Genomic DNA, 26118 nt, shown 5'->3' with positions numbered 1-26118 from the left:
AGTTACTAAGAAGAGGTTTGTTATGAAACTATTATCTTTCGTAATACCGTGTTTTAACTCGCAGGATTACATGGATCGGTGTATAGATAGCTTGCTAATTGACGATGAAGAACTTGAGGTCATTATTGTTAACGATGGATCTAGCGATAGCACCCAACGGATTGCAGATCAGTATGAGGCGAAGTATCCATCCATTGTAAGAGTCGTACACCAAGAAAATTTAGGCCACGGTGGAGCGGTCAATACAGGTATTAGTTTTGCGAATGGATTATTCTTAAAGGTTGTTGACAGTGATGATTGGATTGATCCTAGTGCCTTCAAAGAAATACTTGTAACACTAAAAACGTTGGTAGCGGAAGATAAAACAGTCGACATGGTTGTAAGTAATTTTGTCTATGAGAAAACAGGGAAAAAGTACAAAAAAGTGATGGAGTACGGAAAAAACTTTCCTGAAGGATGCATTTTCTCATGGGACGATATTAAACCCTTTCGCAAAGGTCAGTATATCTTGATGCATTCGATTATTTATCGCACGAGTCTATTAAAAGAATGCAAATTGAAACTTCCAGAGCATACGTTTTATGTGGATAATCTGTTTGTGTTTAAACCGCTGGAAAAAGTGGAGCGCATTTATTATGTAAATGTCGATTTCTACCGCTATTTCATTGGGAGAGAAGATCAATCTGTCAACGAAAAAGTGATGATTGAGCGAATTGACCAACAGCTGAAAGTTAATAAACTCATGATCGACCAGATCAATATGGAAGAAATTAAAAGTCTGAAACTTCGTCAATATATGCTGAACCATCTCGAAATAATAACCGTGATATCTACCATATTATTGATTCGTTCAGGAAAGAAGGAAAATCTAAAAACGAAAAAAGAACTGTGGAAGTACATGAAGGATAAAGATATTGAATTATACAATAGTATCCGGTATGGAGCCATGGGGAGATTGATGAATATGCCGGGTCATTTGGGTCGTACCATGTCAGTAGCTGCCTATAAATTATCACAGATGATTGTAGGATTTAATTAAAAGTATAATACAACGTTTATCATCTTCAAACCTGTGGATACGTATAGAATCCACAGGTTATTTCATACCAATTGCTTTCTCATATACGAATGAAAGGTAAGGTGAGTGTACATGCAGCACGATTATTTAGTCATAGGTTCCGGATTATTCGGTAGTACATTTGCTTATGAAGCAGCCAAACGGGGGAAGCGAGTAAAGGTTATCGAAAAACGAGACCACGTTGGCGGTAATATCTATACGGAACCGATCGAGGACATACATGTTCATAAATATGGGGCACATATTTTCCACACCAATAATAAGGAAATCTGGGACTACATCAATCAATTTGCGGAGTTCAATCGATATACGAACAGCCCCGTCGCCAATTATAAAGGTGCAATATATAATTTACCTTTTAATATGAATACGTTTAATCAGCTATGGGGCACGATTACCCCTGATGAAGCCAAGTTGAAGATTGCTGAACAGATAAAGGCAACACAGATTAAAGATCCGAAAAATCTCGAAGAACAAGCCATCTCATTAATTGGAACGGATATTTATGACAAACTGGTGAAGGGTTATACAGAAAAACAGTGGGGGCGTAAAGCAACAGAGTTGCCTCCCTTTATTATTAAACGTGTGCCTGTCCGATTCACGTATGATAATAATTATTTTAATGACCGATACCAGGGGATTCCTGTAGGTGGGTATACCCAAATCATCGAAAGAATGTTGTCGAGTGAACGGATCGAGGTAGAACTAAATCAGGACTTTTTTTCCAACAAAGAATTCTATTTAAAAAGCTCCCCAAAAATTGTGTATACAGGAATGATCGATCAATTGTTTGATTATACATTCGGTAAGTTAGAGTATCGAAGTTTACGATTCGAATCCACGACTATAGATCAGCAAAACTTTCAAGGCAATGCAGTTGTAAATTATACCGATTCTGAAACACCATACACCCGAATTATCGAGCATAAACACTTTGAATTCGGCAAGCAGTCCAAGACAATCATAACGAAAGAGTATCCCCAACCTTGGGGCAAAGACGACGAACCCTATTACCCTCTGAATGATGAAAGTAATAATGGAAAATATAGAAAATATCAAAAACTTGCACAGCAATCACCACATATTATATTGGGTGGACGTTTAGGAATGTATCAATATTATGATATGCACCAAGTTATTGCTGCTGCCTTGAATACAGTTAGGGCGGAATTCGGGGAGTCGCATTAAAGTCGCTACTAAGCGATTTTTTTGTTTACAGATCAATATAACAAGGGTCTTCCGTAATACCACTTTGTGCTATATTATCTCTACATACAAGAAAAAATGAAAGCGTATTCCTATGCTAGGGAAATAGAGATTAGATAGGAATCGGAGTAGCTGAGCGTTGAGAAATACAAATAATACGGTTAATCAATCTGTACATTGTGAGGTGACACATGAATCGGGACATATTGAAGCATGCATTTTTAAATCCGGATCATTCCTTTCGTTCGGTTCCATTCTGGGCTTGGAACGACAAGTTGGAGCAGGAGGAACTGAATCGCCAGATTGATGGATTCAAGGAACAGGGCATGGGTGGTTTTATGATGCATGTGCGTGAAGGCTTGGAAACACCCTATCTGAGCCAAGAGTTTATGCATCGGATCAAGGACAGTGTTGCTAAGGCGAAGGAGTCAGGCATCTCTGCCTGGTTGTACGATGAAGATCGATATTCCTCAGGGATGGGTGGTGGAATGGTCGCGAGTAAAGGCGGCGATAAGGTGCGTGCGAAGGCACTGACGTTAGATATGAGCCGCACCTTTGAACGAGAAGATACATCCATTGTTGCCATATACCATGCCATCATAACAGGGGGAAGTATCACGAAGCTGAGGCAACTGGCAGAGAATGAGATCGAAGTGGATCTTGATGCGGAAGATGAGATCTATCTCCTCTTCCGTGTCAGAATCGCTGATAAAAACGATTGGTGTCATGGGGACACCTACACGGATCTCATGAATCCTGAGACGGTAAAGTTATTTATTGAGACAAACTATGAACCTTACAGAGAAGTAGTTGGAGAAGAATTCGGAAAAACGGTTCCGGGGATATTTACCGATGAGCCGACGATCCAAGGTTTTGCCGAACGTATGAATGAACCAGAATTGACTTGGATTGCATGGAGTGAAGTATTTGCACACGAGTTTGAAGTCAGAAGAGGATATTCCATATGGACGTTGCTTCCATACTTCTTTTTTCAAGGTACTCTTTCTCCACAAATACGTTATGACTACTGGTTGACCGTGACCGAAACGTTCAGCGAATCGTATACAAAACAAATCGGGGAGTGGTGCCAAGAGCATGGCATTCAGTTCACCGGACATTTTCACTCCGAAGGTAGCATCGTTGGACAGACTCGTCATTGCGGTTCAGTAATGTCGCATTATCGATATTTGCACATACCAGGTATTGACACACTGGGAGAGCAAACTAAAGAACATTTAACGATTAAACAGGTGTCCAGTGTTGCAAATCAGTTCGGTAAGAAACAAGTAATCACCGAAACTTACGGTGTGACAGGCTGGGACTTAACTTTTGAGAGTCGAAGATGGATTGGGGATTGGCAATTTGCTTTAGGCATTAATCTATTGACTCATCACTTATCCTGGTATTCACTCAGAGGATGTCGTAAACGGGATTACCCGCCATCTTTCAATTATCATACGAACTGGTGGAATCATAATCGGTGCATGGAGGATTATTATGCAAGACTTGGCTCGGTCTTAAGTGAGGGGAAATTAACTCGGAATGTGCTCGTGATTCATCCAGCCTCATCGGTGTGGTCACATTTAGGACAAAATGTAAACATATTCTCATGGAAGAATTCCGCAGGTAATGAATCCATGCTGACAGACTACGATAAGTCGTTCAACGAATTCATTAACCGTATGGTTGAATGGCATGTCGATTATGATCTGGGTGATGAGCTTATCATGAAAGAGTTCGCCAGAACTGAGAAAGGTCAGCTATACGTGGGTGAAGCACAATATTCACTCGTTGTTCTACCTTCTCTACACAATGTCATGTCCTCAACACTTGAGGTGTTGCTTTCATTTATGCACAGTGGAGGTATTGTTGCTGCATTTGGGGAAGTGCCGTACTTAGTAGATGGCAGGTCGGAGAGTCTGCAACGTTTGGATGACCTATATAAGCATTTTCAATATATTCAATTCAAAGATTCTGCTGAACTGATAACGCTGTTGGACGAGAAAACATCACGTGCCGTAAGCATTCAGGATCAGGATGGCAATGAAGCGAAGCATTTTCTGCACATGCACCGGCAAGTACAACATGGCTCGACTGTTTTTATTGTAAACAATGATCGGAATAACACCCATCAAGTAGAAATCTGTATCTCAGAAGGGCAACACCTGGAAGAATGGAATGCTTGGTCGGGAGAAATCATTCCACGTCCAGTTTATAAGAAAGATGGCAAGATACGCTTCAGCGATACATTCGGACCAGCACAGTCCAGGCTGTATATTGTGTCATCTATTTCAACCCATCAAGAGACAAATGCAACCGTTATCAATGATGAAATGCCTGACGGGAATCAACGTTCCGATCAAGATCAAACCATGTTTAAGATAAGCAATGAGTACATTTCAGAGCTACAGCCTGTCTCGTTTAAAAGAACTGAGCCTAATGTGCTGATTCTTGATCAATGCCAGTTTCGCCTGGGGAATGAGGCATGGTCCAAGCAAATGGAGGTGTGGAGGGCTCAACGTATGATTCGTGAACGACTGGGTATGCGTCAGGTATTCCACAACGGAAACCTGCAGAGGTACTTTTGGATTCATGAGGATCATCCGGGCAATGGAACCCCGCTGGAACTCAGGTTTACATTTGTGGTTGCCGATGTGCCAGCGAATGATGCATTTGTAGTATTTGAAGATGCATATCGTTTCGATTTTGAGCTTAATGGCACCCGCTTAAATAAAGAGCCAGAAGGATATTATTTGGATCGAAGTATGCAAAAAATTAAATTGTCGGGATTGCGCGAGGGCATCAATACATTAACTGTTCTGATCTCGTATTGTAACGATATGGAATTGGAGAACGCATATATTATCGGAGATTTTGCTGTCGACCCTAATCGTAAAATAGTGAGTGAGCCTGAAAATCTAACTTATGGCGACTGGCGTAAACAAGGCTATCCCTACTATTGTGGCAGTATGAACTATGATTTTGAGATTGAAAAGGGTATCGAATCAGTTAACGGATACAGACTGGAGTTTGGTAAATATGCGGCTGTTCTTCTTGATATCAAGTTGGACGGAACAACAGGTAAGACCATTCCGTGGAAATGCGAGGCATGGTTTGATATAGAATCTGCCCTCCTGACGGAGCAAAAGAATAAAGTCGTGGTTGAAGTCGTTGGAAGTCCAAGGAATCTGTTCGGTCCACTTCATCAAAAGGAGATCCATCCAAGCTGGATTGACTGGTGGTCATTCCACCCCGAAGATGAAGATTATACATTAGAATACCAAGGCACTCCCTACGGTTTATTAGAACCCATCAAACTTCTATGTAGTAACAAGAAGGTTCGAGAATAGTGCGAGAAGGGATGTACCACAAGGTCGTAAGCCTTGTGAGACATCCCTTCTAAAATAAGAAAAGCTGCTGATCTTATACAGTTAGAATGTCTACTCCCAGAGCTGGAAGCGTCAACTTCTGATTCAATCTCTCGCTAGTCAACAAGCTGCGATAAGGAACGTCCAACGTAATCTCTCGTTGCTCATTCGTCAGGTTGATCAGGAACAGGAAGTTTTGCTCCCCCTTCGTTCGGATCGACAGCTCGACACCTTCCGGCAACTGGATTTTGGGCGCCAATTCCTTTTCCTTCAATATGTCTTCAAACAACTGATAGAAATACGATGGCTCCGGCCAAGTGCCGACATAATACACTTCACCTTCACCAAGCTTATTGACAGTAATCGCCGGTACACCCTCGTAAAAGTCGTTGTCATACCAGGCGATCGGCTCTGCACCTCTCAGTTCCAGTAGATCACACCATTGCTTTGTAGCGAAAGTCTTGCCCTCCGCGTTCCGTATCCGATGTTCACTGTTGCCGATGGCATCATATTCACTTACGACAACACCCGCCGCTTCTACCAGTAGCCCCGGCAGAGGAAGCATCTCACATACATTCCTCATGTTCTTCACGCCAGTCCGATTGGTGAGGACAACCGTACCACCCTTGGCTGCGAATTGCTCCAGCCGCTGTGCTACTTCTTCACTTAACAGGAAGAGGGAAGGGACAATGACCAGCTTGTACCCGTCGAGCTCCTCAGTCCAGTTGATAACGTCTGTACCGACGCCCATTTTCAGAAATGCATTATGCATAGAGGACAAGTTGTCTATATAGTGCATTCCCCCTTCCGCCTGCGGCTGAAGGGAAAGCGCCGTATGCTGATCATGCGAATGCAGAATCGCAACCTGGGTAACAATGGTTGAGTCGGCCAGCAGTTCTCCTAATTGGTTCACCTCGCTAGTAAGCTCCGCGAATTCCCTGAATCTGCGTCCAGGAACATTGCTATGGTCGATCAGCCCGTGCCAGAACTGTTCCGCTCCGACGGTAGCACTCCGCCAGCGGAAATGGACGACCATATCCGCACCGCGAGCGATTGTCTGCCAAGAGCGAGCTCGGATCAGTCCAGGATAGGGGGTACGCTGAATCGGCATCCAGGCACCCTGTGCTCCGCTGAGCTGTTCCATTACCCAGAAATTCCGGCGCTTGATACCGCGAACCAAGTCCAGCGTAAGCGCTCCGTTCCTCGGAAACCGATCGCCATAATCGCGATACAGCTCATTCGGATAATAATCAACAGAGACGAAGTCCAATTCGTTGTGCATATCATAGTAGTCCAGGCTATTCGGATATTGCCACATGTTATGCGTCACGAATTGATCTGGACAGTTACGGCGTAAAATCTCAAGCTGCCATCCCAGCAGATAGCCTACGCTGTCGGAACAAAACCGTTTGTACTCCAGAAGATAAGAAGGATTCATTGGTTTGCTGGTACCGAGCGGCGTTGTTACCTCAGCCCAGCTGCTGTACTCACCGCTCCAGACGACCGTACCCCATTCCCGGTTCAACTCCTCCAGATTGGAATAACGCTTTTGCAGCCAAGCGACAAATGCACGATTGCATGTATCACAATGGCACTCCTGGTAGTGCATCTCGTTATCGATTTGCCAGCCGATAACAGCGGGATGCTTACCATAGCGCTGTGATATCGCTTCCACAAATTTGGAACCCAGCATTCTCAAGGAAGGGCTGTTGTTGCAACGATGTCCACGCACACCTGGCCGAATGATGTGGCGTTGCTCATCCATGGGCAGCACATCCGGATAACGGGTTGTCATCCAGTTTGGCGGAGTATTGGTTGGGGTGCATAACACAATTTCCATGCCGCGCGAAGCGAATACTTCTATAGCTGCATCCAGCCATTCAAACTGATAATTCCCCTCAGTCGGTTCCATTCGGCTCCAGGCGAACTCTGCCATTCGCACAATAGCAACCCCTGTCTCTTGCATAAGTGCGGCATCTTTCTCCCATAATTCCGGGGCCCATTGCTCTGGATAATAATCAATTCCGATCTTAATTGTCATCCTGTGATCTCCTTTATTTATCAATATATTGCGATTATATGCTATATTAATTGGAGTGAATATCTTAAAAAATTAATATAATATAACAATATTAAGATAACAGGAGAGTTAGTCCTATGCCTCTTCCCAATCGCAATTTCCCGGTATTATCTGCCCGAGACAAGCTGCTCCCTTTTTATTTGCTTGGCATCGGTCTGCATCATGAACAGGAGCATATACGCCGAGAGCAAGGCATTCAGGATTATCAGTGGATACAATGTCGCAGCGGTGTGGGCAAGCTTAAGCTAAGTGAAACGGAACATATTGTCAAGCCGGGTATGGGCATACTGTTGTTCCCTGGTCAGAAGCACGAATACTATGCCCTATCCGAGAACTGGGAAGTCGACTGGATCATTTTTGATGGCAGCGGGTCAGCGAGCTTGTTTGAAACCGTGGGCATTGTCGACACATGCGTATACACGCTGGCATCGCCTGAATACCTTCTAGCCCGAATGCGGGAGCTGCTGCAAGCAGCCTTAACACCACAAGAGCAGACATTAAGCAATTACGCCTGCTCAGCTATCCTCTATACCTTATTGACCGAGATTATTCAACGCGTATCTGTGGAGGGCAGCGATACCGTCGGGCAGCAGTATGAGCGATTAAAGCCGGTTCTGGATTATATTGAACAGCATTATGCTGAAGAGATTACTTTGCCAACGCTGGCTGGACTGATTCATGTCACACCGGAATATTTCTGTCATTTGTTCAAGAAGACGACAGGCATTCGTCCCATCAGCTATGTTAATCAGGTAAGGGTCAACAAGAGCAAGGAACTTCTGCTCGACAATGTGCAGCGTGGGATGGAGGATATTGCTCGTCAAGTCGGCTTCGAATCGACCAGCTATTATGGAGCCATCTTCAAGAAGCTGGAACGACTCACACCTGGCGCCTTCCGCCGCAGCTATCAGAAGTCGTGACATATTATTATGTGTAAGCGAATGGTTTTTCGTCAGTGAGCAAATTGTAACGAACCGAACTCGTTTATAGAGCCGCTAATTTGCGGCTCTATTTTGTGTGCAAGAAAGGCCTGGCATTACGTTTATTCACGATATCTGATCTACTGTTGCATAAAAGTGATAATTGTTGTCTTTTTGCAATCTTTGTATTGTCACAGCCAAGGTTACACGATATAATCGAGTTGTCTTCGAGGATAATATTATAAAGGATGGTGAAATTTTGAATAAATTTTCGATGCTTTTACTCGCGGTGACGCTATTGTTGTTAACGATCTCAACGGCTCCATCTACATATGGTGCGGCCAGTTATCCAAACACAGGTACGAACGGGCTGACCGGTTTTGCAGGCAGTGCCAAGAATGAGAGTGGTGTATCCAAGGCAGCCACAACAGGTGGCAAGAACGGTCAGGTGGTTTACGTTAGTAATCTCAATGACCTGAGAACACATATGGCAGGCTCTACAGCCAAAATTGTCGTTGTTGAACAGAATATTTCTTCTTCCTCTCTGCAAAAGGTTGAATTTGGAGCGAACAAAACACTGGTAGGTTCCTTTGACAAACATACATTAACGAATATTCATTTCAGATCTACAAGCAGTTCAAGCAATGTGATTTTTCAGAATCTGACCTTTCAACATTCAGCGAATATCAACGGCAATGATGATATCCAGGTATACATCACATCTGGCTCCAATTACTGGATCGATCATGTGACGTTCGCTGGCCACAGCTATAGCTCTGGCGGAAGTGATCTGGACAAGCTTCTGTATATCGGTGATCGCGCTGACTACATTACGATTAGCAATTCCAAATTTGCGAACCATAAGTATGGCGTCATCCTCGGTCATCCGAATGATGGAAACAGCAGTTACAATGGCGTACCTCATGTGACGATGTCCAATAATTACTTCGAAAATTTATATGTGCGTGGTCCTGGACTTTTAAGATATGGCTACTTCCATCTCAAAAACAACTATGCCAATAACTTTAATCAGGCCATCACAATTGGTGAAAAAGCACGGATTTATTCCGAAAACAACTATTTTGGTGCTGGCGCTGAAAAGGGCGGCATCCTGGATGACAAAGGAAAAGGTGAGTTTACGGATACGGGCAGTACGCCAGCCCTGAATAGTCCGACTTCTCCTAAAACGAACTGGAGACCAAGCACCAATTACAGTTATCAAGTAGAGAGCGCCAGCTATGCGCGTGAGTTCGTCACCAAGTATGCAGGCTCCTCCAATACGACGCTTGTGTTCGGAAAGTAAGCGTTACTGCACATCCATATCACAACCAAAAGGCCTGTCTTGTACGCCATAACGTATAAGACAGACCTTTTTTTGTTTGTAAAATGATATGCAGGCATATCATTTTACATTTCATATTCATTTTAAATGTTGAATACCGATATACATAAAGTAGCGCTGATTTCATACTTATGAAGTTAATATGTACTATGCTAAGACGCTGCGTATTTGCGATTTGCGCATAAGCAGGACCAAAGACTAGTAGATGTAGTACAAAAAGGCCCTACAACTTACATTTAACCTACATAAAAGGACGGGGTATGCATGGATCGTATGGACGAAATTATTTGGAAAAGGAACAAATTAATCGGTATCATTTTGTGGATTATTATTGCCATTGGTATGGGTCTGGCCTTTACGATGCCCAAGTTACTTGTGTCCAATGGAGTAGCTCTGATCTTTGTAGTTTGGATTACATACGCTAATGCGAAAAAGAAACATATTCATCTCATTCCATGGCTGATTACTGTGTTACTGACAATATGTGGAGTCTATGTCGGTTGGGGAACGGTCAATTTTGCATTAAGTTTGGTTATAACTGCGGTTCTATTGTTATTTCCTAACAAGAAATTTTTTGTGGTTGGATTTTCGGTCTTACTAGTCAACAGTGTTCTTCAGTTATTTGTTATGAATACCGTTGATTCTGTTGAGCTAATAGGGAATATCGTCAATGTGGGACTATTTGCTCTCACGGGAGCCATTCTTATGCTGGTCTCGCAGCTGAATCAAAGACTCTTCCATGAAAGTGAAGTACGCCAGAATGAGGTCGAGTACTCTAAACAAAGAGTCGAAACCATGCTGGAACGTGTGAAGGAATCCGTCGAAGGCTTATCTCGTTATACGGATCAGTTGAAGCAAAAGGTGGATGCGACTGGTTCCATCACCAATGAGGTGACGCTTGGTTTCAGTGAAGTTGCCAAAGGCGTTGAGTTTCAGGCGACCAGTGTTGCCGAGATTTCGGAATCCTTGTCTGTGTCGGATCAGCATATCAAGGACGTTGCATTATACTCCCAGCAGATGAAAGAATTGTCCTCAAGTATGGCAACGAGCACGCAAACAGGAAGCACACAGATGGACCAACTGAACATTCAGATGCAAGAGCTATATGAGACGATCAATACAACTGCTAGTGACATGCGAAAGTTCAACGAGGAAAGTGAATCCATGACGCTTATGCTGAACAGCATAGCGGATATTGCGAATCAGACCAACCTGCTCGCGCTCAACGCAGCCATTGAAGCGGCTCGTGCGGGCGAGCATGGACGCGGGTTTGCCGTTGTATCAGAGGAAGTTCGTAAGCTGGCCGAGAACTCGGGTCAATCAGCGAGTGATATTGCAACCATACTGTCACGGTTGAAAGGACAGACGCAGGCATTGACAGATCGATTCGAACGAATTCGTCTTTCGTTACAACAAGGAAGAGACAGTGTGCAAACGGCAGATGAAGTGTTCCGTACGATCAACAGCAATTCACAACACGTATTGAATCAAGCGACAGATATTGAGATTAGTTCGGCTACGATGAAGGAATCTTCGACCAGAGTTGTGAATGAGGTTTCCGAGATTTCGAGTGTAACGGAGCAATCCAGTGCAGCGACAGAAGAGATTCTGGCGAGCATGGAAGAACAACGCAACCTGACACAGAAGATGGTGGAGAGCTTCGGAGAACTGGAGCAACTGATTGTGGACCTGAATGAGTTAGTCTCTGATCATCAGGCTGCTTCTGTTGAAAATAAACTTTAATAATAAATAATTGAGGGCCTGTCGGTGCGTATTTTGCGTACTGGACGGGCTTTTTTCATCTGGAGTACAGCTTGATGCCGGCATTTTTTTCCTATACAGTGTTGTGTAGAGTATGAAGAGGGTGGAGGAAAACGAACTATGAATTGGGTGGAGATTAGCAAATCCAAAGATGTGGAACAAGCCAGAGCAGCCGTCGGTGTATTGGATATCAACGAACAGGATGATCGTGGGCGTACACCGCTGATGCTCTATTTGACAAATCGTATGCCGACTGAAGCGATCCGGTGTCTTCTGGAATCTGGTCCGGACCTGGAAGTAGAGGACAAGCTTGGGGATACCGCGCTGAAAAAAGCCGTGAAGTTCAAGCAGATTGAAGCCATTCAGTTATTGATTGAACATGGAGTCAAACTGGACGCTCCCCTTGGAATTCAGGCCAGTGCCTGGAATGCAGCTAGACGTAATCCGGACATAGCGGATATGTTACTGGACACCAAAGGTGCGGTCAGACTCAAGCTGACCCAGGTGGAGCAAAGCGTTGTAGATGAAATTTTGTACGAGGAGTCTTCAGAAAAGGCGGTTGCCCAAATTCGTGTACTGGATTCAGCTGTACTTCTGCATGCCATCGTGAACGGATACAACTGGGACGACAGTCCTGAGCCGATGATTGCAGCATGTGAACATCCTGAATGTGCAGAGATTACGCGGCTGGATATGGCAGAACTGCTGGATGCGGACTACTGGCTGGAGATGGATGAAGATGAGGTCAGCGAGAGAGAAGACGGACCGGCTTATCGTCAGCTTGCAGAGCAATTATCCCGGATAGAATAGGCAAGGGCACTGGGCCTGGAATGGGGAGTTAAAGAGAAGATGTTACCTCATGGGGGAGTAAAAGGTTGAAGAATGAAGGAATGAAAGACAGCTCGGCCTATGATGACCGTACATATGAAGTTAGGAATGATAACCGCGCTGAACGCGTGCGTCTTTATGATCAGCATTCGATCAAAGGAATGGACTGGCCCGATACAGAGGACGGCAGATATGCCAGAGCTTATCTGGAACCTATGATGCTGGACGGGACCCAAAGCTTTATGTCTAACGTGGAAACGACATTGTTGCTCGCCCGGATCGATAATATCGTTATTCCGCTGACGGTGAATGATACGGAGTATGATAATGCTTATGTCTGCTCGCCATATACGCATTATGTGAGTTACGCCAAGCAGGAATTGAACATGTTGCAGAAGCCTATGTTGGAAAAAGGTCTTTCTGTGCTGCTCAGTCTAATAGGTTGGGGAATGAAGAAATCGCAGATCAACAAAGTCGTGCATGTGAACAACTGGCTGTTGTCCACCAATCTGTATCCAGCCATGTCCGGTGAGCAGGCGGCTTGTTTGCTTGCAGCGGTACAAGAGCGATACCCTAAGCATGTCATTGTATTTCGCTCCTTGTGTCCGGGACTTCATCCCGATCTGACAGCGAGGCTGACAGAAGCAGGGTGTCGAATGATTCCGAGCCGACAAATATACCTATACCGAGCGCATGATCCGAATTTTGGCAACTCGAAGTCACGCTGGCTGCTGAAGCGGGATTACGAATTATTGGCCAAGCATGAATACGAACTCGTATCGGCAGCAGATATGGCCGATACAGATATTCCGCGAATCCTGGAGTTGTACAAGCTGTTATACCTTGAAAAATACTCCTATCACAATCCGCAATTCACGGAGCAGTTCATTGCTGCTGCGATGGCATCAGGGACACTCAGGCTCTATGGATTGCGGAAGGAAGGGCGCCTGGACGCGGTGATGGGTTATTTCTGCCGAAATGGAATCATGACAACGCCGCTCTTCGGTTACGACACAGCGGTGCCCCAATCCGTCGGACTATACCGCATGTTATCGGCCTGTCTGATCGGGCAGGCTCGTGAGAACGGTCATCTGTTGCATGAGAGCGCCGGGGCTGCGCAGTTCAAACGCAATCGTGGTGCTGTGGCTGATTTCGAGTATTCCGCAGTCTATGAGCGCCATCTTCCGTGGGACAGGCGCTGGTGCTGGTTGTTGCTTGATCGGTTGTTGAATCGCGTAGGTGTGCCGCTGATGCGCCGCATGAAGCTGTAAACAGACACAAAGACGTGCTTAAGCTGCTCGATGCAGGCGTGGGATTGCAGCTGGTTTGACTGTACACATGCACACCCCACGGGGTAATCCGGATACGTACACTTAGTGCTTAGTTACACTCGCCTAATTAGGCATGTTCTGCGAGTTGTACCTCGAAGCCGTCTGGATCTGTAATGTAAATAAACCGCAGATGCGGATTGGGCTGGATAGGGCCGCGTAAAATAGGGATATTCAGTTCTGCCAATCGTTCCATGGCTTCCTCCAACGAGTTCACCTCATAGCCAATCGACACGCCGGCCTCTGGTTTAACAATGGATTCACTGCCTTCAATCAGTTCCAGTTTGACTTCATTTTCCATGCCCAGCATGGCAATCTGTCGTCCACGGCTTTCGAATCTACGCTGAATGGGAAGTCCGAGCATGTCGTGGTAGAACCCGAGCGAAGCTTCCAAATTACGGACCCTCAGTGTGATCCAGTTTAATTTGATCAACATAGGTGGATATCTCCTTTTTTCTTGCATGATATGTATTTTTGTTACGTTTATTATACGATAGGCATTAGCAGGAACCTACCCCATATCAGCAAACAATAAAATAGCTGCCGAAATATTCGGCAGCCAAATGGTGCAATTTCCTGTGGTTCCAGTAGTTCTAACGTATTATTGAATCAGATCCACAGCCGTCTGTGGAACAAAGGCTTCTACACCGTTGTAAACAATGACACCTTCCAAGGCTGTCTTTTTGCCGTTCACCAGTGCAATATTTTTGTAGATTTGCAGTTCCAGCTTGGTGTTACCTTTTGTAACGAGGATCTTCGGATTTTTGGCGTCGGTCAGGTCCAGCTTGTACGTCGCGCCTTTGGCTGTAAATGCCTGTTTGGCAGGTACAAACAATTGTTTGCTCACGCTGTCGAGATCCAGATCCAGTACACGAGCCATATATTTAGCGACATCCGTGTTGTCAATCACACCGAATGGACGGTCATTGTTCGGAGCATACGTGTACAACACGACATCTCCACCTGTATGACCACCGGTTGTCCAGCCGATCCCTGCGCGTTTGCTGATCATTGGACCAATTGCATAGTTAAGACTGCCTGGCTCGGCCGCTTTGATGGTGGCAATTTCTTCGGAAGTCAGGTCCGTAATGCCATAGTATTGTTTCATCACTGCTTTGATGTTCGTACGCTTCGCATTCAGCTTCGCTTCAACGCCCTCGCCTGTCAGCTTGGCCTTTTTCAAAGGTCCGATAAATGTGGACAACGGCTCTTTATCGTACGTGCCGCTAGTTGCGTTGTTACCAATGGTGAGTCCACCATTACCATGGTCCGTAACAGCCACAACGGCAGTCTCTCCATCCGCTTTGGCAAAATCCATGGCTACTTTTACGGCATCATCAAATGCCAACACATCACTGATAATACCAATCGGATCATTGGCATGAGCTGCCCAGTCCACTTTGCTGCCTTCGACCATCAGGAAGAAGCCGTCTTCGTCTTTGGACAGAACTTCAATGGCTTTGGATGTCATCTCGGCAAGGCTCGGCTGCTTGGCAGGATCACGGTCCATATTGTAAGCCATGCCTGCGGGTGCGAACATGCCCCATAATTTATTTGAATCGGATGCTTTCATCGCCTCCGGTGTAGTGACGTAATCGTAACCCAGTGCCTTAATGGAAGACACCAGATTTTCGCCGTCTTTACGTCCGGCTGGCTCAAGATATTTGCTACCTCCACCTAACACAACATCCATGCCATTGTAGACTTGTTGTTTGCTGAGAGCATCATAGTTTTTGCGATCCGGATAGTGCGCAGAGAAGTCCGCTGGTGTGGCGTGCATAATCTCGGATGTGGCTATAATTCCGGTTGCTTTACCGGCGAGTTTGGAAGCTTCCAGCACGGAAGCAACAGGTTTTCTTGCATCTCCAGGCGCAATTGCTTTCTGTCCAGGCATCGTAGCCTTGTCCGGCAGTACGCCAACAAATCCGGTATGTGATTTATAACCTGTGGCAAAAGCTGTTCCGGCAGGAGCCGAGTCCGCAATCGGCGCATCAGCGGAGTGTGTACGAACCATGCCGCTTGCCATGGAGTCCAGCGTCAGGGACGAGCCCTTATACCAACGAGCCAGAGCAGTGGCATCGTTAGCCATGCCGTCAGGAATGAGAATAATGACATTTTTAATCGGCGATGCAGATGTCGTTGAGGTGGTGTCTTCCACAGCCCACGCTGCAGTGCTTCCTCCGAGTGTAGCCGTAACAATCGTTGTCACCGCGAGCATCATTTTGGCTGCACGGACATTAAACCGGTTTAACATGAATGCATCCTCCTAGAATATATGTATAGTTTGTTTTGTATCCAGAACCCAGTGTATACAACAAATGCTAAACCAATGTATGAAATGGGTTAACTATATGTAAAATTTACGATTAATGAAAATGATAGACTTCAGGCAAACTGACAGGAATAGGGACCAATTCATTCAATAAGTGTGGACTTTGCTAAGTCATTTGATAAGCAGTGCAGGTCATAGGTGAATCCACCCATGGCCTGTTTTGTTATATTGGCGGTTCTGTATATAATTAAAGCTTATAACCCACGGAACATTCGGAGCGATATGATATATGTTGAAATGTGGAGTGAGAGAAGGAGGGGTGTGCATGTATCGTATCGGAATTGTAGGGCCGAAGCCTTCCATTGAGCGAACCATGCGTGCGTTGCAAGGACACAATCTGGGGGCGAGCTACGAGCTATATGCCTATGAGCATGCAAGAGAAACGGGAGCCATCATTAGACGAAATCGGGAGAATGTACACGGGTGGGTATTTACCGGGCCGATTCCTTATCTGAGTGCCCAAGCTGAACTTTCTGAAAAAGAACATGCGATATATTGCCCTCCTACTGGGGCCAGTTTGTATAAGGCGATGCTTCAGGCCATCTATACCTTGGACAGTCCGGTGAAAGATATCTCCATTGATATGACGGACAACGAGAGTTGGGGGCTGATGGACAGTTTGGAAGAGCTGAATTTCTCACAGGAGCAATTACGGAAATACGTGTTTTCCATCGATTATGATGTGGAAGAAATGATCGGGTTCCATGTGCAGCATTGGCAGGAGGGGATTACCAAAGCAGCGATTACATGTCTGTATGCGGTGTATCAAGGTTTGTTGGAACGCGGGGTACCCGTCTTCAAGATTGATTCGACTAAGCAGGAAACGGTACAAGCCGTACGCATGCTGATTGAACAGATTCGCAGTTCCGCGTTCAAGGACAGTCAGATTGGTGTACTTATGATTGAGATCGATCGATTGCATGAAGCGGGAGAGCTGTCGACCGAGCGTTACCAGTTGCAGTATATGGAGCTGAAGATCAAGGGTGTGCTGCTGCGACATTGTGAACTAATTGATGGATCACTTCATCAGGATGGCACCGGAAGGTACCTAATGTATGGTTCGAGAGGTGTGATGGCCCGTAATATGGATTCCCTTCATTCGACCATGCATCAGCTGGAGCTGGATACAGACTTGCCTTCCTTTGCCGGGATTGGGTTCGGAGAGACGGCGTTTGATGCCGAACGTCATGCACGTAAAGCTATTCAGTATGCCAAGGATGATGAGGCTGGACGGATCATTATCTATGAGACGGATGGAACCATTGTGGAGGCGGCAGGAGAAGACCACGAATTATCCTACGAAACCTACTCAAGTGATATCGAATTGCTGGAACAATTGAACAAAGCAGGCGTAAGTATTCGTACATTCCAGAAAATAAAGGCATACATACGCCGAATGGGCAAAGAAGAATTTACAGCTGGAGAGTTGGCTTCCGGACTGTCCATGACCATCAGGCACGTACAACGTATTATGGGTAGCCTCACTGCTTTTGCACTGGCCGAAGTTGCTGGCAATGAGCTGAATACAAGGCGGGGAAGGCCGAGTAACCGTTATCGTCTCTTGCGTTAGGTTAGCGAACATAGAACGAAGTAATCAAACCGATGATGCAACCTTATGTCTCATGTCCGTGTGGAGAGGACAAGATGACAAGGATAGCTCAGCGGTTTTTTTATTTCCAGTGTTAAAATACATAACACAGGTATTGAATTTTGTGCGGTGATAATTATATAATGTCCTAAAATTACGACATTTTCGTTAAATGTACGTTAATGATCTGCTAACGGGGACAAGACCTTCATCAGACTTGTTCAGTCTATCCAGAGGCAGTTCCATCACAGTCAGGGGGTAGTTTGCATGGTCAAAGCGGACAGACAGGAGAACACAGGACTTTTTGGTTGGGTAGAGAAAGTAGGGAACAAGCTTCCCAATCCGTTTTTATTGTTTATCTATCTCATTGTCGCCCTGATGGTTGCCACACTGGTGTTATCGCTCTTTAATGCGACGGCACATAACCCGATTGACGGGGAGCAGGTCCATGTCAAGAACTTGCTGAGCAGAGAGGGGATTCAGTGGCTATTGCCCAATGTGGTCAAGAACTTTGCCGATTTCAAACCACTGGCTTCCATCCTCGCTCTGGTACTAGGCATTGGTCTGGCGGAGAAGGTGGGTCTTCTCGAAGCGGTCATGCGTAAAATGGCTGTTCGGGTACCTGCGCGTTACGCCAGTTATCTCGTCATTTTCATCGCGTTCTTCAGCCATGTGTCCTCGGACGCAGCGCTTGTGATCATGCCTCCGCTTGGAGCGCTGATCTTTCTTGCCGTAGGCAGACATCCGGTTGCCGGATTGATTGCTGCCATTGCGGGGGTTGGAGCGGGTTTTACAGCCAATATGCTCATTGTGACCACCGATGTATTGCTGTCAGGCATCAGTACCGAGATTGCGGCCTCTGTAGATCCCAATGTGGGTGTTACGGTTCTGGATAACTGGTACTTTATGTCCGCCTCCGTTATTGTACTGACTCTCGTTGCCGGATTCATGACTGACAAATTCCTGGAACCACGTCTGGGCCGTTACGAAGGGGAGCGGGTGTACAAGCTCGAAGCGCCAACACCTGAAGAGAACCGGGCACTGCGTGCGTCGGGGATCGCTGCATTGCTTTTTATCGCCGTGATTGCATTCATGGTTGTGCCTTCCAATGGCGTGCTACGTAACCCGGAAACGGGAAGTGTCATGGGTTCGCCTTTTCTGGCCGGGATTGTTCCTGTCATTTTACTGTTCTTCTTTACCGTGGCACTGACTTACGGCATTAAACTGAAAGTGATCCAAAACCAGAACGATCTGCCGAAACTGCTTATTGAACCGATCAAAACGATGGCTGGATTTATCGTGATGGTATTCCCGTTGTCCCAATTCGTGGCGATGTTCAACTGGAGCAACATGGGCAAATTTCTGGCACTGACGATTACGGATTTGCTGGAAAAGACGGGCATTAACGGCATTCCCGTGGTGATCGGCCTGATCTTCCTGTCTGCATTGCTGACGATGTTTATCGCAAGTGGCTCGGCGATCTGGTCGATTCTAGCCCCGGTATTTATTCCAATGATGATGTTGCTTGGATTCCATCCGGCATTCACTCAGGTTATTTTCCGGGTATCGGATTCGGTCGTTATTCCATTGGCTCCAGTGTCGCCTTTTGTACCGCTGTTCGTAGGATTTCTGCAGGAGTACCGTAAAGATGCGAAGCTGGGAACGTATTATTCACTGATTTTGCCGTATTCGATTGCGTTCTTCTCGGTGTGGGTGGTTATGGTCATTCTATGGTACGCCTTCAACCTGCCGCTTGGTCCGGGAGTAAACGCAAGATTGTAGAAGATCAGTAGGAGCAGGCTTAGTGACTTATAACGTTGAATGAGTATGGTAGAACTGTACGTACGATGAAATAGAAAGAGTTGGAGAGAGGGGAATGACACATGATGGATATTATCGCGCTTCGCCGGGATCTGCACGCACATCCTGAACTGGGTTTTACGGAATTTCGTACTGCGACCAAAGTGGTGCAGATACTGACGGAGCTAGGGTATAGCGTCACTTATGGAAAAGATGCGATTGACGACACATCACGGCGGGGTCTGCCCAAGCCTGAAGTGTTGGAAGATGCATATCAGCGTGCCCTCCGGGAAGGTGCAGATCCGGTGATCGTGGAGCAGATGCGAGGGGGATTCACCGCCGTTGTCGCTGAGATTCAAGGGGAGCAGGAGGGGCCAACAACGGCGTTCCGCTTCGATATGGATGCATTGCCGATCCGTGAGAGCAAGTTGGAACAACATGCGCCGCAAGCGGCACAATTTCGTTCCAGTCATGAGGGCATTATGCACGCTTGTGCACACGATGGACATACAACAATTGGACTAGCACTTGCAGAACGGTTGAGTAACCGGAAGTTTGCCGGCAAGATTCGGCTGCTGTTCCAGCCTGCTGAAGAAGGTGTGCGCGGAGCATATGCCATGGTCGAAAAAGGAATGCTGGAACAGGTAGATCGCCTGTTCTGTATGCACTTGGGTACCGGTGTGCCATCCGGTCATATGAGAGGTGCGTCTGCCGGATTCCTGGCAACGACCAAGCTGGAAGCACACTTCACCGGGGTATCTTCCCATGCAGGGGCTTCACCGGAGGAAGGACGGAACGCGCTGCTAGGCGCAGCGACCGCCATGCTCAATATTCATGCACTTCCCCGGTTCAGCTCGGCAGATACGCGGATCAATGTAGGTATTTTGGAAGGTGGAACAGGGGCCAATATTATAGCTGAGCATGCCCGTATGGTTATTGAGACACGTTCGACCAGTGAGGAAACGAATCGAGAGCTGGAGCGCCGCGTGCGGCACATCATTGAGCATAGCGCAGCCATGCACGAACTGACCTCTACAGTTGAGGTCGTCGGAAGTGCCATTCCGATTCGGTGTGATATGGAACTTGCAGCGCTTGCGGTTCAGCAAGCGGAAGGTATCGCTGGGTTCACTCAAGCGGAGGCCATTTCGGATAGTGCTGCACTTGGCAGCGAGGATGCCAGTTATATGATCCGGCGAGTACAGGAGCAAGGTGGCAAAGCCACGTATATGATTGTTGGCAGCGAGTTGCCTGCGCCGCACCATCATCCTGAATTTGATATTGATGAAGCGGTATTGGCCCCTGCGGTAGAACTGCTGGAGAAGTTGGCACGCACACTGTAAACGACGGATTTATAGGACGGCAGATGCAGATATCGATGGATGGAGAGTTAGCGATCCAGATAAATCATGATATAAGCTAAGTTCAGACCCGCATGAGAATGCGGGTTTTTAGTGTTACCCCTGTCAGAGATCATATCAAGATGATTAAAAAAGATATTGCGAACGCTTTCATTTCGTGCTAACATCACCATAACAACAGGATTGTAACCGCGTTTAGGGCAATACCTGTGTCAGTTCATTCGTTGGTTCTTTCATCATCAAACGATTGATTGCGTTTACATTATCATATGGAATGAGCCTCATTCCTCAGGGTTGTTACTGATTGCAGGCAAAACCTGAATTGAGGGCAGTAGACTACGCTAAAGCGATGTCTGTTTGCCTTCGGTTCAGGTTTTTTTATATAAAAAAATGCCTGATGGCATGTCCGCAAGCGCCGTAGCAGAAATTTTGAGCAGAAAGGAGCGCAGCAGATATAAGTTTTCCTAAATAGAGATATAGACTCATCCAGACATTGGAATACTGATTCTCAGATACGCATCTCACATGATCATTTCCAATGAAATTATCCCATCACACACTATTTGACAGCGAGGAGATTTATGACATGAAAACCATTAAACGTTCGATTGCCGTAGCAACAATTCTGGGGTTATGTGTATCCGCTCTACCAGCTTATGCAGCAGGCAATACAGCATCCTCTTCTTCAGCAGCGATGGACAAGCTGATCCAATCTGAGCTTATTCGCGGTAGCGGTCAAGGCGTTAATGCGGCTTATCTGAACAAAAAGGCTACACGCATTCAGGCCGCAGTACTGTACTTGCGTTTGTCCGGATTGGAGAGAGAAGCACTCGCCTATCAGGGATCGGAAACGTATGACGATGCGGCTCAGGCAGGCAAAGTATTGCAACCAGTCGTTGGCTACTTGAAGCAGCATCCGTATGTAGCTGAGATCGTAACAGGAACGGAGAAGTTTGAACCTAATGCACCACTTACAGCGGAAGGTTACGCTGGAATGCTGCTGAAGGTGCTTGGATATGAAGTGGGTACGGATTATGAGCAAGGAGCAGCTTCCACCTATGCGGCTGGTAAAGGAATTAAGGCGCTTCAAGGGAAGGGCGCGAGTCAACTTACCAATCGCCTGATGGCAGAGGCAACCGCACAGGCATTGCAGACGCAGCTCAAGAATGGCAGTGGAACCTTGGAGCAGAGCTGGTTGAAACATAAAGAAGCTAGGGCGTTCCAACCTCAAACAGTGCAACAGACCAAATATGGTGCGATTGATGGTAAAACCTATGAGCAATATGGCACGCTCGGCTGGCTTGGTGTTCCTTACGCGGCACCTCCGGTAGGTGAACTGCGATGGAAAGCTCCACAAGAACCGGAAGCATGGACAGGAACGAGATCGGCTAAGGAATTTGCGTCGAACAGCTTACAGATCTCCGGTAAAAATACTGTAGGCAGCGAGGATTCGTTGTATCTTAATATCTGGCGTCCCGACACAACCAGTTCGAAACTTCCAGTGATGGTGTTCCTGCACGGCGGCGGGAATATGACCGGATCAGGTAAAGATTTTCAGGGTGAACAGCTTGCACGGAGCACCAACAGCATCATTATCTCGGTGAATTACCGTTTGGGAGCCCTCGGATTCTTCGAGAATGCAGCCCTGAAAACAGGCAATGCCCTGGATGACTCCGGTAACTACGGTCTGCTCGATGCATTCCGTGCACTAGAGTGGGTACAGGATAATATCGAAGGTTTTGGCGGAGATACAGACAATGTTACATTAGCCGGACAATCTGCGGGTGCACGTGATGTGCTGGCAACTCTGATCTCTCCACTTGGCAAAGGACTGTATCAAAAAGCGGTTGCTTTCAGCGGAGGATTGACGACAGCATCACCGGAAGAAGGCGAGCAAAAATCCGAGGATGTACTCGTGAAGCTGCTCGTGCAAGAGGGGAAAGCGGCTAATGCAGAAGAAGCAACAGCATGGATTGGCAAGCAATCTCAGGCGCAGCTGGAGAGCTACCTGCGTGCACTGCCTGCGGACAAGCTGGTCACAGCGTTTGGCGCAACCGCAATCCGTATGGAACCATTCCCGCATCTGTTCCGGGATGGTACCGTGATTCCAAAAGAAGGATTTGACGCTATCAATAACGGCAATTACACGAAAGTTCCTGTATTACTCGGTAGCCTGGAAACGGAGTTCTCTGGCTTTGCCTTCGGTGATCCGAACTTCGCGCCATCCATTGCGGATGGAACTCTGTTTACTGATAAAACCAAAGCGGAGCAATATGCTGCTGCTCTGAAATACGGTAGCGAAGCTTATGCAGGCTTTAATGCAGAGCGTGTAGCGGAGCAATTGACAAATGAAGCAGGTCAGCCACCGGTATATGCGTATCGTTTTGCATGGGGTACACAACCTGGGGTCATCTCTGAGCGTTTGCTCACATTACTGGGCGCACCACATGGTGCGGATATGGACTTCTATACAGGGCACGCAGACGGAATTGCTGCCTATTTCCCTGAGGGGTACTTTAGCGATACGAACAAACCAGGACGTGATCAGTTGTCCGCCGCGATGGCAGCATACCTGAAGCAGTTCCTGTACACAGGCAATCCAAGTACGGGGGGGTCCCCTGATCTGGCGGCATGGACACCTTGGGCGAAAGATGCCCAAGCCCCAATTATGCGTCTGGATGCAAGCAATACAACGGCAGAGATTGGCATGTCCACAGAATATAATCAAGACAAAGAAGCCGTTATGGCGAAGATGAAAAAAGAATTGCCTGAAGAAACATACAAACTGTTGACGGAAAAAGTGTTCGCAGGTCGTTTCTTCTGGGAATAAGGATCATCGGATAGGAAGGTATATATAGATATAATGAAAGCCAAGGGGTATGTTCTCTTGGCTTTTTATACTGTTCGTTATGCTTAAATATGGTATTGTTGTAAATATAAATTAATAAAATATAGGAAAGGAGAAAACGTACATTATGGATGGAGCTAGTAATTTTGCTATTGCTGGGATTACAACGCTATTAATTTTCTTTATCATGATTGGTCTTGTATTATATCTGGTTTTCTATCTTGTGATGAAGCGGTCTGGCGTCAAAGAGGAAGTATCCGCATTAAGGATGGAAGTACGCGTATTACAAGAGGAAGTAGAGCGGAACAGGCGGGAATTGGAAAATATGAAGCGTTGATAATCGTTTGTACTACTATATGTGGATACGTGGAATAGCATGTAAAACAGCATGAGAGGATAGGGGCTTTTCGCCCCCTCCTGCTCAATACAACGTGAAACCATTCATTTCAGCCTTTGCTTACCAAGGGCGCTCGATCTATTTCTTGGCAAAAAAACTAAGTGTTCCCGTGCTTTCATCAGCACTTACAAACAGGCTACGTCCATTTACCCGATGGATTCCCTCTGGCGACTCTCCGGCTGTAGGGATCAGACCCAGATAGTCCGGATAAACCGGATCAGCAAGATCGAAGAACAAAATGGCATCTGCCCGTTCGGAAGCTACCGCGGCATATGTTGTGCCGTCTACAGTAGCAACGGTCAGATTCTCCACTTCGCTACCTTTGTTGGGGCTACGATCATCGGGGTACAAGCCAACCATGGCGGTTGCCTCGTCAATGAGGTTTTGGCTATCGTACATCCGTTGGCCTTGCAGATTCCAGACAGCAATATTACGTCCGCCTGCTTTTACACCATCCTCAAATTCATTCTTGCCCAAGTCTCCTTCATTGGCTGTCAGCAGGTATTTACCATCTGCCGAGAAAGCAATCCCATCCGGTTCATAACGAGCAGTCAACGTCTCTTTAAACTGAACGATACCGTCATCTTTCAGATCGGCTTGATGTGAAGTGGTACCAAGTGCGAAGATGGAACTGATCTTTTTGGTCTCCAAATCTACGATGGCCACGACATTGTTCTCCTGTAACGTGATGGCTGCTGTCTTGCTATCCGGACTAATGGCAACATACTCCGGTTGTGGATCATGCGGATAGATGGCGCCTTCTACATTGTCCAGCGATACCGGCAAGTTGGTGATTTCACCCTCCAATACGTTCCCGCCAGCAAAAGATACAACCATAATGCTACCCGGACGTTTGGTGTTGGCATAGTCAATTTCATCGGTAGCCTTATTCAGCTCTTCATCTTCTATCGCGATCACCGCATGCAGACCGTCAGGTGACAGTGCAATCGAGTCAGGACCAATACCGAGTTCATACGTTTTGACGGTTTTGTAGGTTGTCAGATCCACAATGGCAAGCAATCCTTTGTTTGCCTCACTGTCCGTATCACCAGTGCGAATAACTGCAAGACCATATTTTCCATCTTTGGACACGGTTACGCTTGTGACTTCAGCTTTGGCGGAGAGGTCATGGAAGCTGACCGTCTTCAATACATTGATGTTTTTTAGGTCAGCGATATCCAGTATGGTGATGCTGCCATTGTCCGCTTCGGTTACGAGCAGGCGCTGTCCATCTGGCGTAGAGGCTGATATTTCTGCTTTGCCACCAGGCATCTGGAAGGAGGCGGTCCGTTCAAAACCGGATTTATTTTGATTCAGGATCAATTGATCCGTGATTAATTGAAGTGTTTGGGAGGATACATACGTTGTCCCGTTGGTGATATAGCTTTTACTATCCAGAGGAATTTTCACACCGTTGATGGTGGCTGAGGACGTTCCTACAGGAAGTTGTACTTTGGTATCTGCGATCTGGATATCAACACTGCGACTGCTTCTGTTCCATGTAACCGTACCCTGCATATTCTGTATGGCTGTACGCAATACGACATGATCATTGGTGGTTTTACTCGCGTCAGCAGCATGAATCATGGATGTGTAGCTTGTTGCTCCTGCGGTTAGAATGGCAGTCATCGACAGAACGGCAAGCCATTGATTTCTCTTTTTCAATGTTCCAGATCCCCTTTATCGTTTCGTGTGTGATGAGTTGTACAATTGTTTAAGTATAGGGAGCTTATGTTAAGGAGAGGTAAGAGAAGTCTGCAATTTGTGTAAAAAATGATGTTTTCCAGATATGAATGCAAACAAAAAGCCTATCGGCAGAATGATTTCTGTCCAATAGGCTTTACTTTACGTTAGTGTGGGGCAGAGCCCTGGAGATTTATACCT

17 protein-coding genes are annotated in these 26118 nt (G+C 46.3%); 13 read left to right on the top strand and 4 right to left on the bottom strand.

Going from position 1 to position 26118, the window contains the following annotated elements:
- Positions 1-22 precede the first annotated feature (22 nt).
- The 3 genes from PAHA3_RS16600 to PAHA3_RS16590 all read left to right on the top strand — a co-directional run bounded on the left by PAHA3_RS16600 (position 23) and on the right by PAHA3_RS16590 (position 5634).
- On the top strand, positions 23-1039 hold the full coding sequence (locus tag PAHA3_RS16600) for a glycosyltransferase family 2 protein (RefSeq protein WP_062835688.1): 1017 nt from the start codon (positions 23-25) through the stop codon (positions 1037-1039).
- A gap of 111 nt (positions 1040-1150) precedes the next feature.
- The gene (glf, locus tag PAHA3_RS16595) at positions 1151-2266 is read left to right on the top strand and encodes a UDP-galactopyranose mutase (RefSeq protein ID WP_062835687.1); all 1116 of its coding nucleotides are present in this window, start codon (positions 1151-1153) and stop codon (positions 2264-2266) included.
- 209 nt (positions 2267-2475) lie between these two features.
- Positions 2476-5634 (top strand): glycosyl hydrolase, encoded by a 3159-nt coding sequence (locus PAHA3_RS16590; protein ID WP_062835686.1) that lies wholly within the window; start codon positions 2476-2478, stop codon positions 5632-5634.
- A gap of 73 nt (positions 5635-5707) precedes the next feature.
- Here PAHA3_RS16590 and PAHA3_RS16585 read toward each other — a convergent pair whose 3' ends face one another.
- On the bottom strand, positions 5708-7693 hold the full coding sequence (locus PAHA3_RS16585) for a beta-galactosidase (protein ID WP_082762828.1): 1986 nt from the start codon (positions 7691-7693) through the stop codon (positions 5708-5710).
- A 116-nt stretch (positions 7694-7809) separates the two neighbouring features.
- Between PAHA3_RS16585 and PAHA3_RS16580 the strand changes: the two genes are divergently transcribed.
- From PAHA3_RS16580 to PAHA3_RS16560, 5 genes are all read left to right on the top strand, one after another.
- Positions 7810-8652 (top strand): AraC family transcriptional regulator, encoded by an 843-nt coding sequence (locus tag PAHA3_RS16580; protein WP_062835685.1) that lies wholly within the window; start codon positions 7810-7812, stop codon positions 8650-8652.
- A 259-nt stretch (positions 8653-8911) separates the two neighbouring features.
- Positions 8912-9955, top strand: coding sequence for a pectate lyase family protein (locus PAHA3_RS16575; protein WP_062835684.1), 1044 nt, complete (start codon positions 8912-8914; stop codon positions 9953-9955).
- 303 nt (positions 9956-10258) lie between these two features.
- Positions 10259-11737, top strand: coding sequence for a methyl-accepting chemotaxis protein (locus tag PAHA3_RS16570; protein ID WP_062835683.1), 1479 nt, complete (start codon positions 10259-10261; stop codon positions 11735-11737).
- A 138-nt stretch (positions 11738-11875) separates the two neighbouring features.
- Positions 11876-12565, top strand: coding sequence for a DUF4274 domain-containing protein (locus PAHA3_RS16565; protein ID WP_062835682.1), 690 nt, complete (start codon positions 11876-11878; stop codon positions 12563-12565).
- A 65-nt stretch (positions 12566-12630) separates the two neighbouring features.
- The gene (locus PAHA3_RS16560) at positions 12631-13854 is read left to right on the top strand and encodes a GNAT family N-acetyltransferase (RefSeq protein WP_082762827.1); all 1224 of its coding nucleotides are present in this window, start codon (positions 12631-12633) and stop codon (positions 13852-13854) included.
- Positions 13855-13981: 127 nt separating this feature from the next.
- On the opposite strand, the gene PAHA3_RS16555 is transcribed toward PAHA3_RS16560, so the two are convergent.
- Positions 13982-14347 carry a VOC family protein gene (locus PAHA3_RS16555; protein ID WP_062835681.1) on the bottom strand — a complete coding sequence of 122 codons (366 nt, stop codon included), beginning with the start codon at positions 14345-14347 and terminating at the stop codon, positions 13982-13984.
- Positions 14348-14512: 165 nt separating this feature from the next.
- Positions 14513-16132, bottom strand: a complete 1620-nt coding sequence (locus PAHA3_RS16550; RefSeq protein ID WP_153028251.1) for an alkaline phosphatase — start codon at positions 16130-16132, stop codon at positions 14513-14515.
- A gap of 376 nt (positions 16133-16508) precedes the next feature.
- Here PAHA3_RS16550 and PAHA3_RS16545 point away from each other — a divergent pair, with 376 nt between their 5' ends.
- The 5 genes from PAHA3_RS16545 (at position 16509) to PAHA3_RS16525 (ending at position 24174) form a co-directional block, all read left to right on the top strand.
- Positions 16509-17813 (top strand): hypothetical protein, encoded by a 1305-nt coding sequence (locus PAHA3_RS16545; RefSeq protein ID WP_062835679.1) that lies wholly within the window; start codon positions 16509-16511, stop codon positions 17811-17813.
- A gap of 285 nt (positions 17814-18098) precedes the next feature.
- The gene (locus PAHA3_RS16540) at positions 18099-19613 is read left to right on the top strand and encodes an AbgT family transporter (RefSeq protein ID WP_062835678.1); all 1515 of its coding nucleotides are present in this window, start codon (positions 18099-18101) and stop codon (positions 19611-19613) included.
- 101 nt (positions 19614-19714) lie between these two features.
- Positions 19715-20971 carry an amidohydrolase gene (locus tag PAHA3_RS16535; RefSeq protein ID WP_062835677.1) on the top strand — a complete coding sequence of 419 codons (1257 nt, stop codon included), beginning with the start codon at positions 19715-19717 and terminating at the stop codon, positions 20969-20971.
- Between the two features lie 604 nt (positions 20972-21575).
- Positions 21576-23819 carry a carboxylesterase/lipase family protein gene (locus tag PAHA3_RS16530; protein ID WP_062835676.1) on the top strand — a complete coding sequence of 748 codons (2244 nt, stop codon included), beginning with the start codon at positions 21576-21578 and terminating at the stop codon, positions 23817-23819.
- A gap of 145 nt (positions 23820-23964) precedes the next feature.
- On the top strand, positions 23965-24174 hold the full coding sequence (locus PAHA3_RS16525; RefSeq protein WP_062835675.1) for a hypothetical protein: 210 nt from the start codon (positions 23965-23967) through the stop codon (positions 24172-24174).
- A 138-nt stretch (positions 24175-24312) separates the two neighbouring features.
- Here the strand turns inward: PAHA3_RS16525 and PAHA3_RS16520 are convergent, their stop codons facing one another.
- Complete coding sequence (locus PAHA3_RS16520) at positions 24313-25899, bottom strand: choice-of-anchor I domain-containing protein (protein WP_062835674.1); 1587 nt, start codon at positions 25897-25899, stop codon at positions 24313-24315.
- Positions 25900-26118: the final 219 nt, after the last annotated feature.

It is taken from the genome of Paenibacillus amylolyticus, assembly GCF_001570725.1.
Taxonomy (GTDB): Bacteria; Bacillota; Bacilli; order Paenibacillales; family Paenibacillaceae; genus Paenibacillus; species Paenibacillus amylolyticus_A.
Note: the sequence above shows the minus strand (reverse complement) of the source record. Positions and strands in the feature narration are given on the sequence as shown.

Coding starts and splice junctions, on each gene's coding strand:
- PAHA3_RS16570 (WP_062835683.1), top strand. CDS start 10,259: ATGGATCGTATGGACGAAATTATTTGGAAAAGGAACAAATTAATCGGT.
- PAHA3_RS16565 (WP_062835682.1), top strand. CDS start 11,876: ATGAATTGGGTGGAGATTAGCAAATCCAAAGATGTGGAACAAGCCAGA.
- PAHA3_RS16585 (WP_082762828.1), bottom strand. CDS start 7,693: ATGACAATTAAGATCGGAATTGATTATTATCCAGAGCAATGGGCCCCG.
- PAHA3_RS16555 (WP_062835681.1), bottom strand. CDS start 14,347: ATGTTGATCAAATTAAACTGGATCACACTGAGGGTCCGTAATTTGGAA.
- PAHA3_RS16550 (WP_153028251.1), bottom strand. CDS start 16,132: ATGATGCTCGCGGTGACAACGATTGTTACGGCTACACTCGGAGGAAGC.
- PAHA3_RS16590 (WP_062835686.1), top strand. CDS start 2,476: ATGAATCGGGACATATTGAAGCATGCATTTTTAAATCCGGATCATTCC.
- PAHA3_RS16540 (WP_062835678.1), top strand. CDS start 18,099: ATGGTCAAAGCGGACAGACAGGAGAACACAGGACTTTTTGGTTGGGTA.
- PAHA3_RS16530 (WP_062835676.1), top strand. CDS start 21,576: ATGAAAACCATTAAACGTTCGATTGCCGTAGCAACAATTCTGGGGTTA.
- PAHA3_RS16600 (WP_062835688.1), top strand. CDS start 23: ATGAAACTATTATCTTTCGTAATACCGTGTTTTAACTCGCAGGATTAC.
- PAHA3_RS16535 (WP_062835677.1), top strand. CDS start 19,715: ATGATGGATATTATCGCGCTTCGCCGGGATCTGCACGCACATCCTGAA.
- PAHA3_RS16580 (WP_062835685.1), top strand. CDS start 7,810: ATGCCTCTTCCCAATCGCAATTTCCCGGTATTATCTGCCCGAGACAAG.
- PAHA3_RS16525 (WP_062835675.1), top strand. CDS start 23,965: ATGGATGGAGCTAGTAATTTTGCTATTGCTGGGATTACAACGCTATTA.
- glf (WP_062835687.1), top strand. CDS start 1,151: ATGCAGCACGATTATTTAGTCATAGGTTCCGGATTATTCGGTAGTACA.
- PAHA3_RS16545 (WP_062835679.1), top strand. CDS start 16,509: ATGTATCGTATCGGAATTGTAGGGCCGAAGCCTTCCATTGAGCGAACC.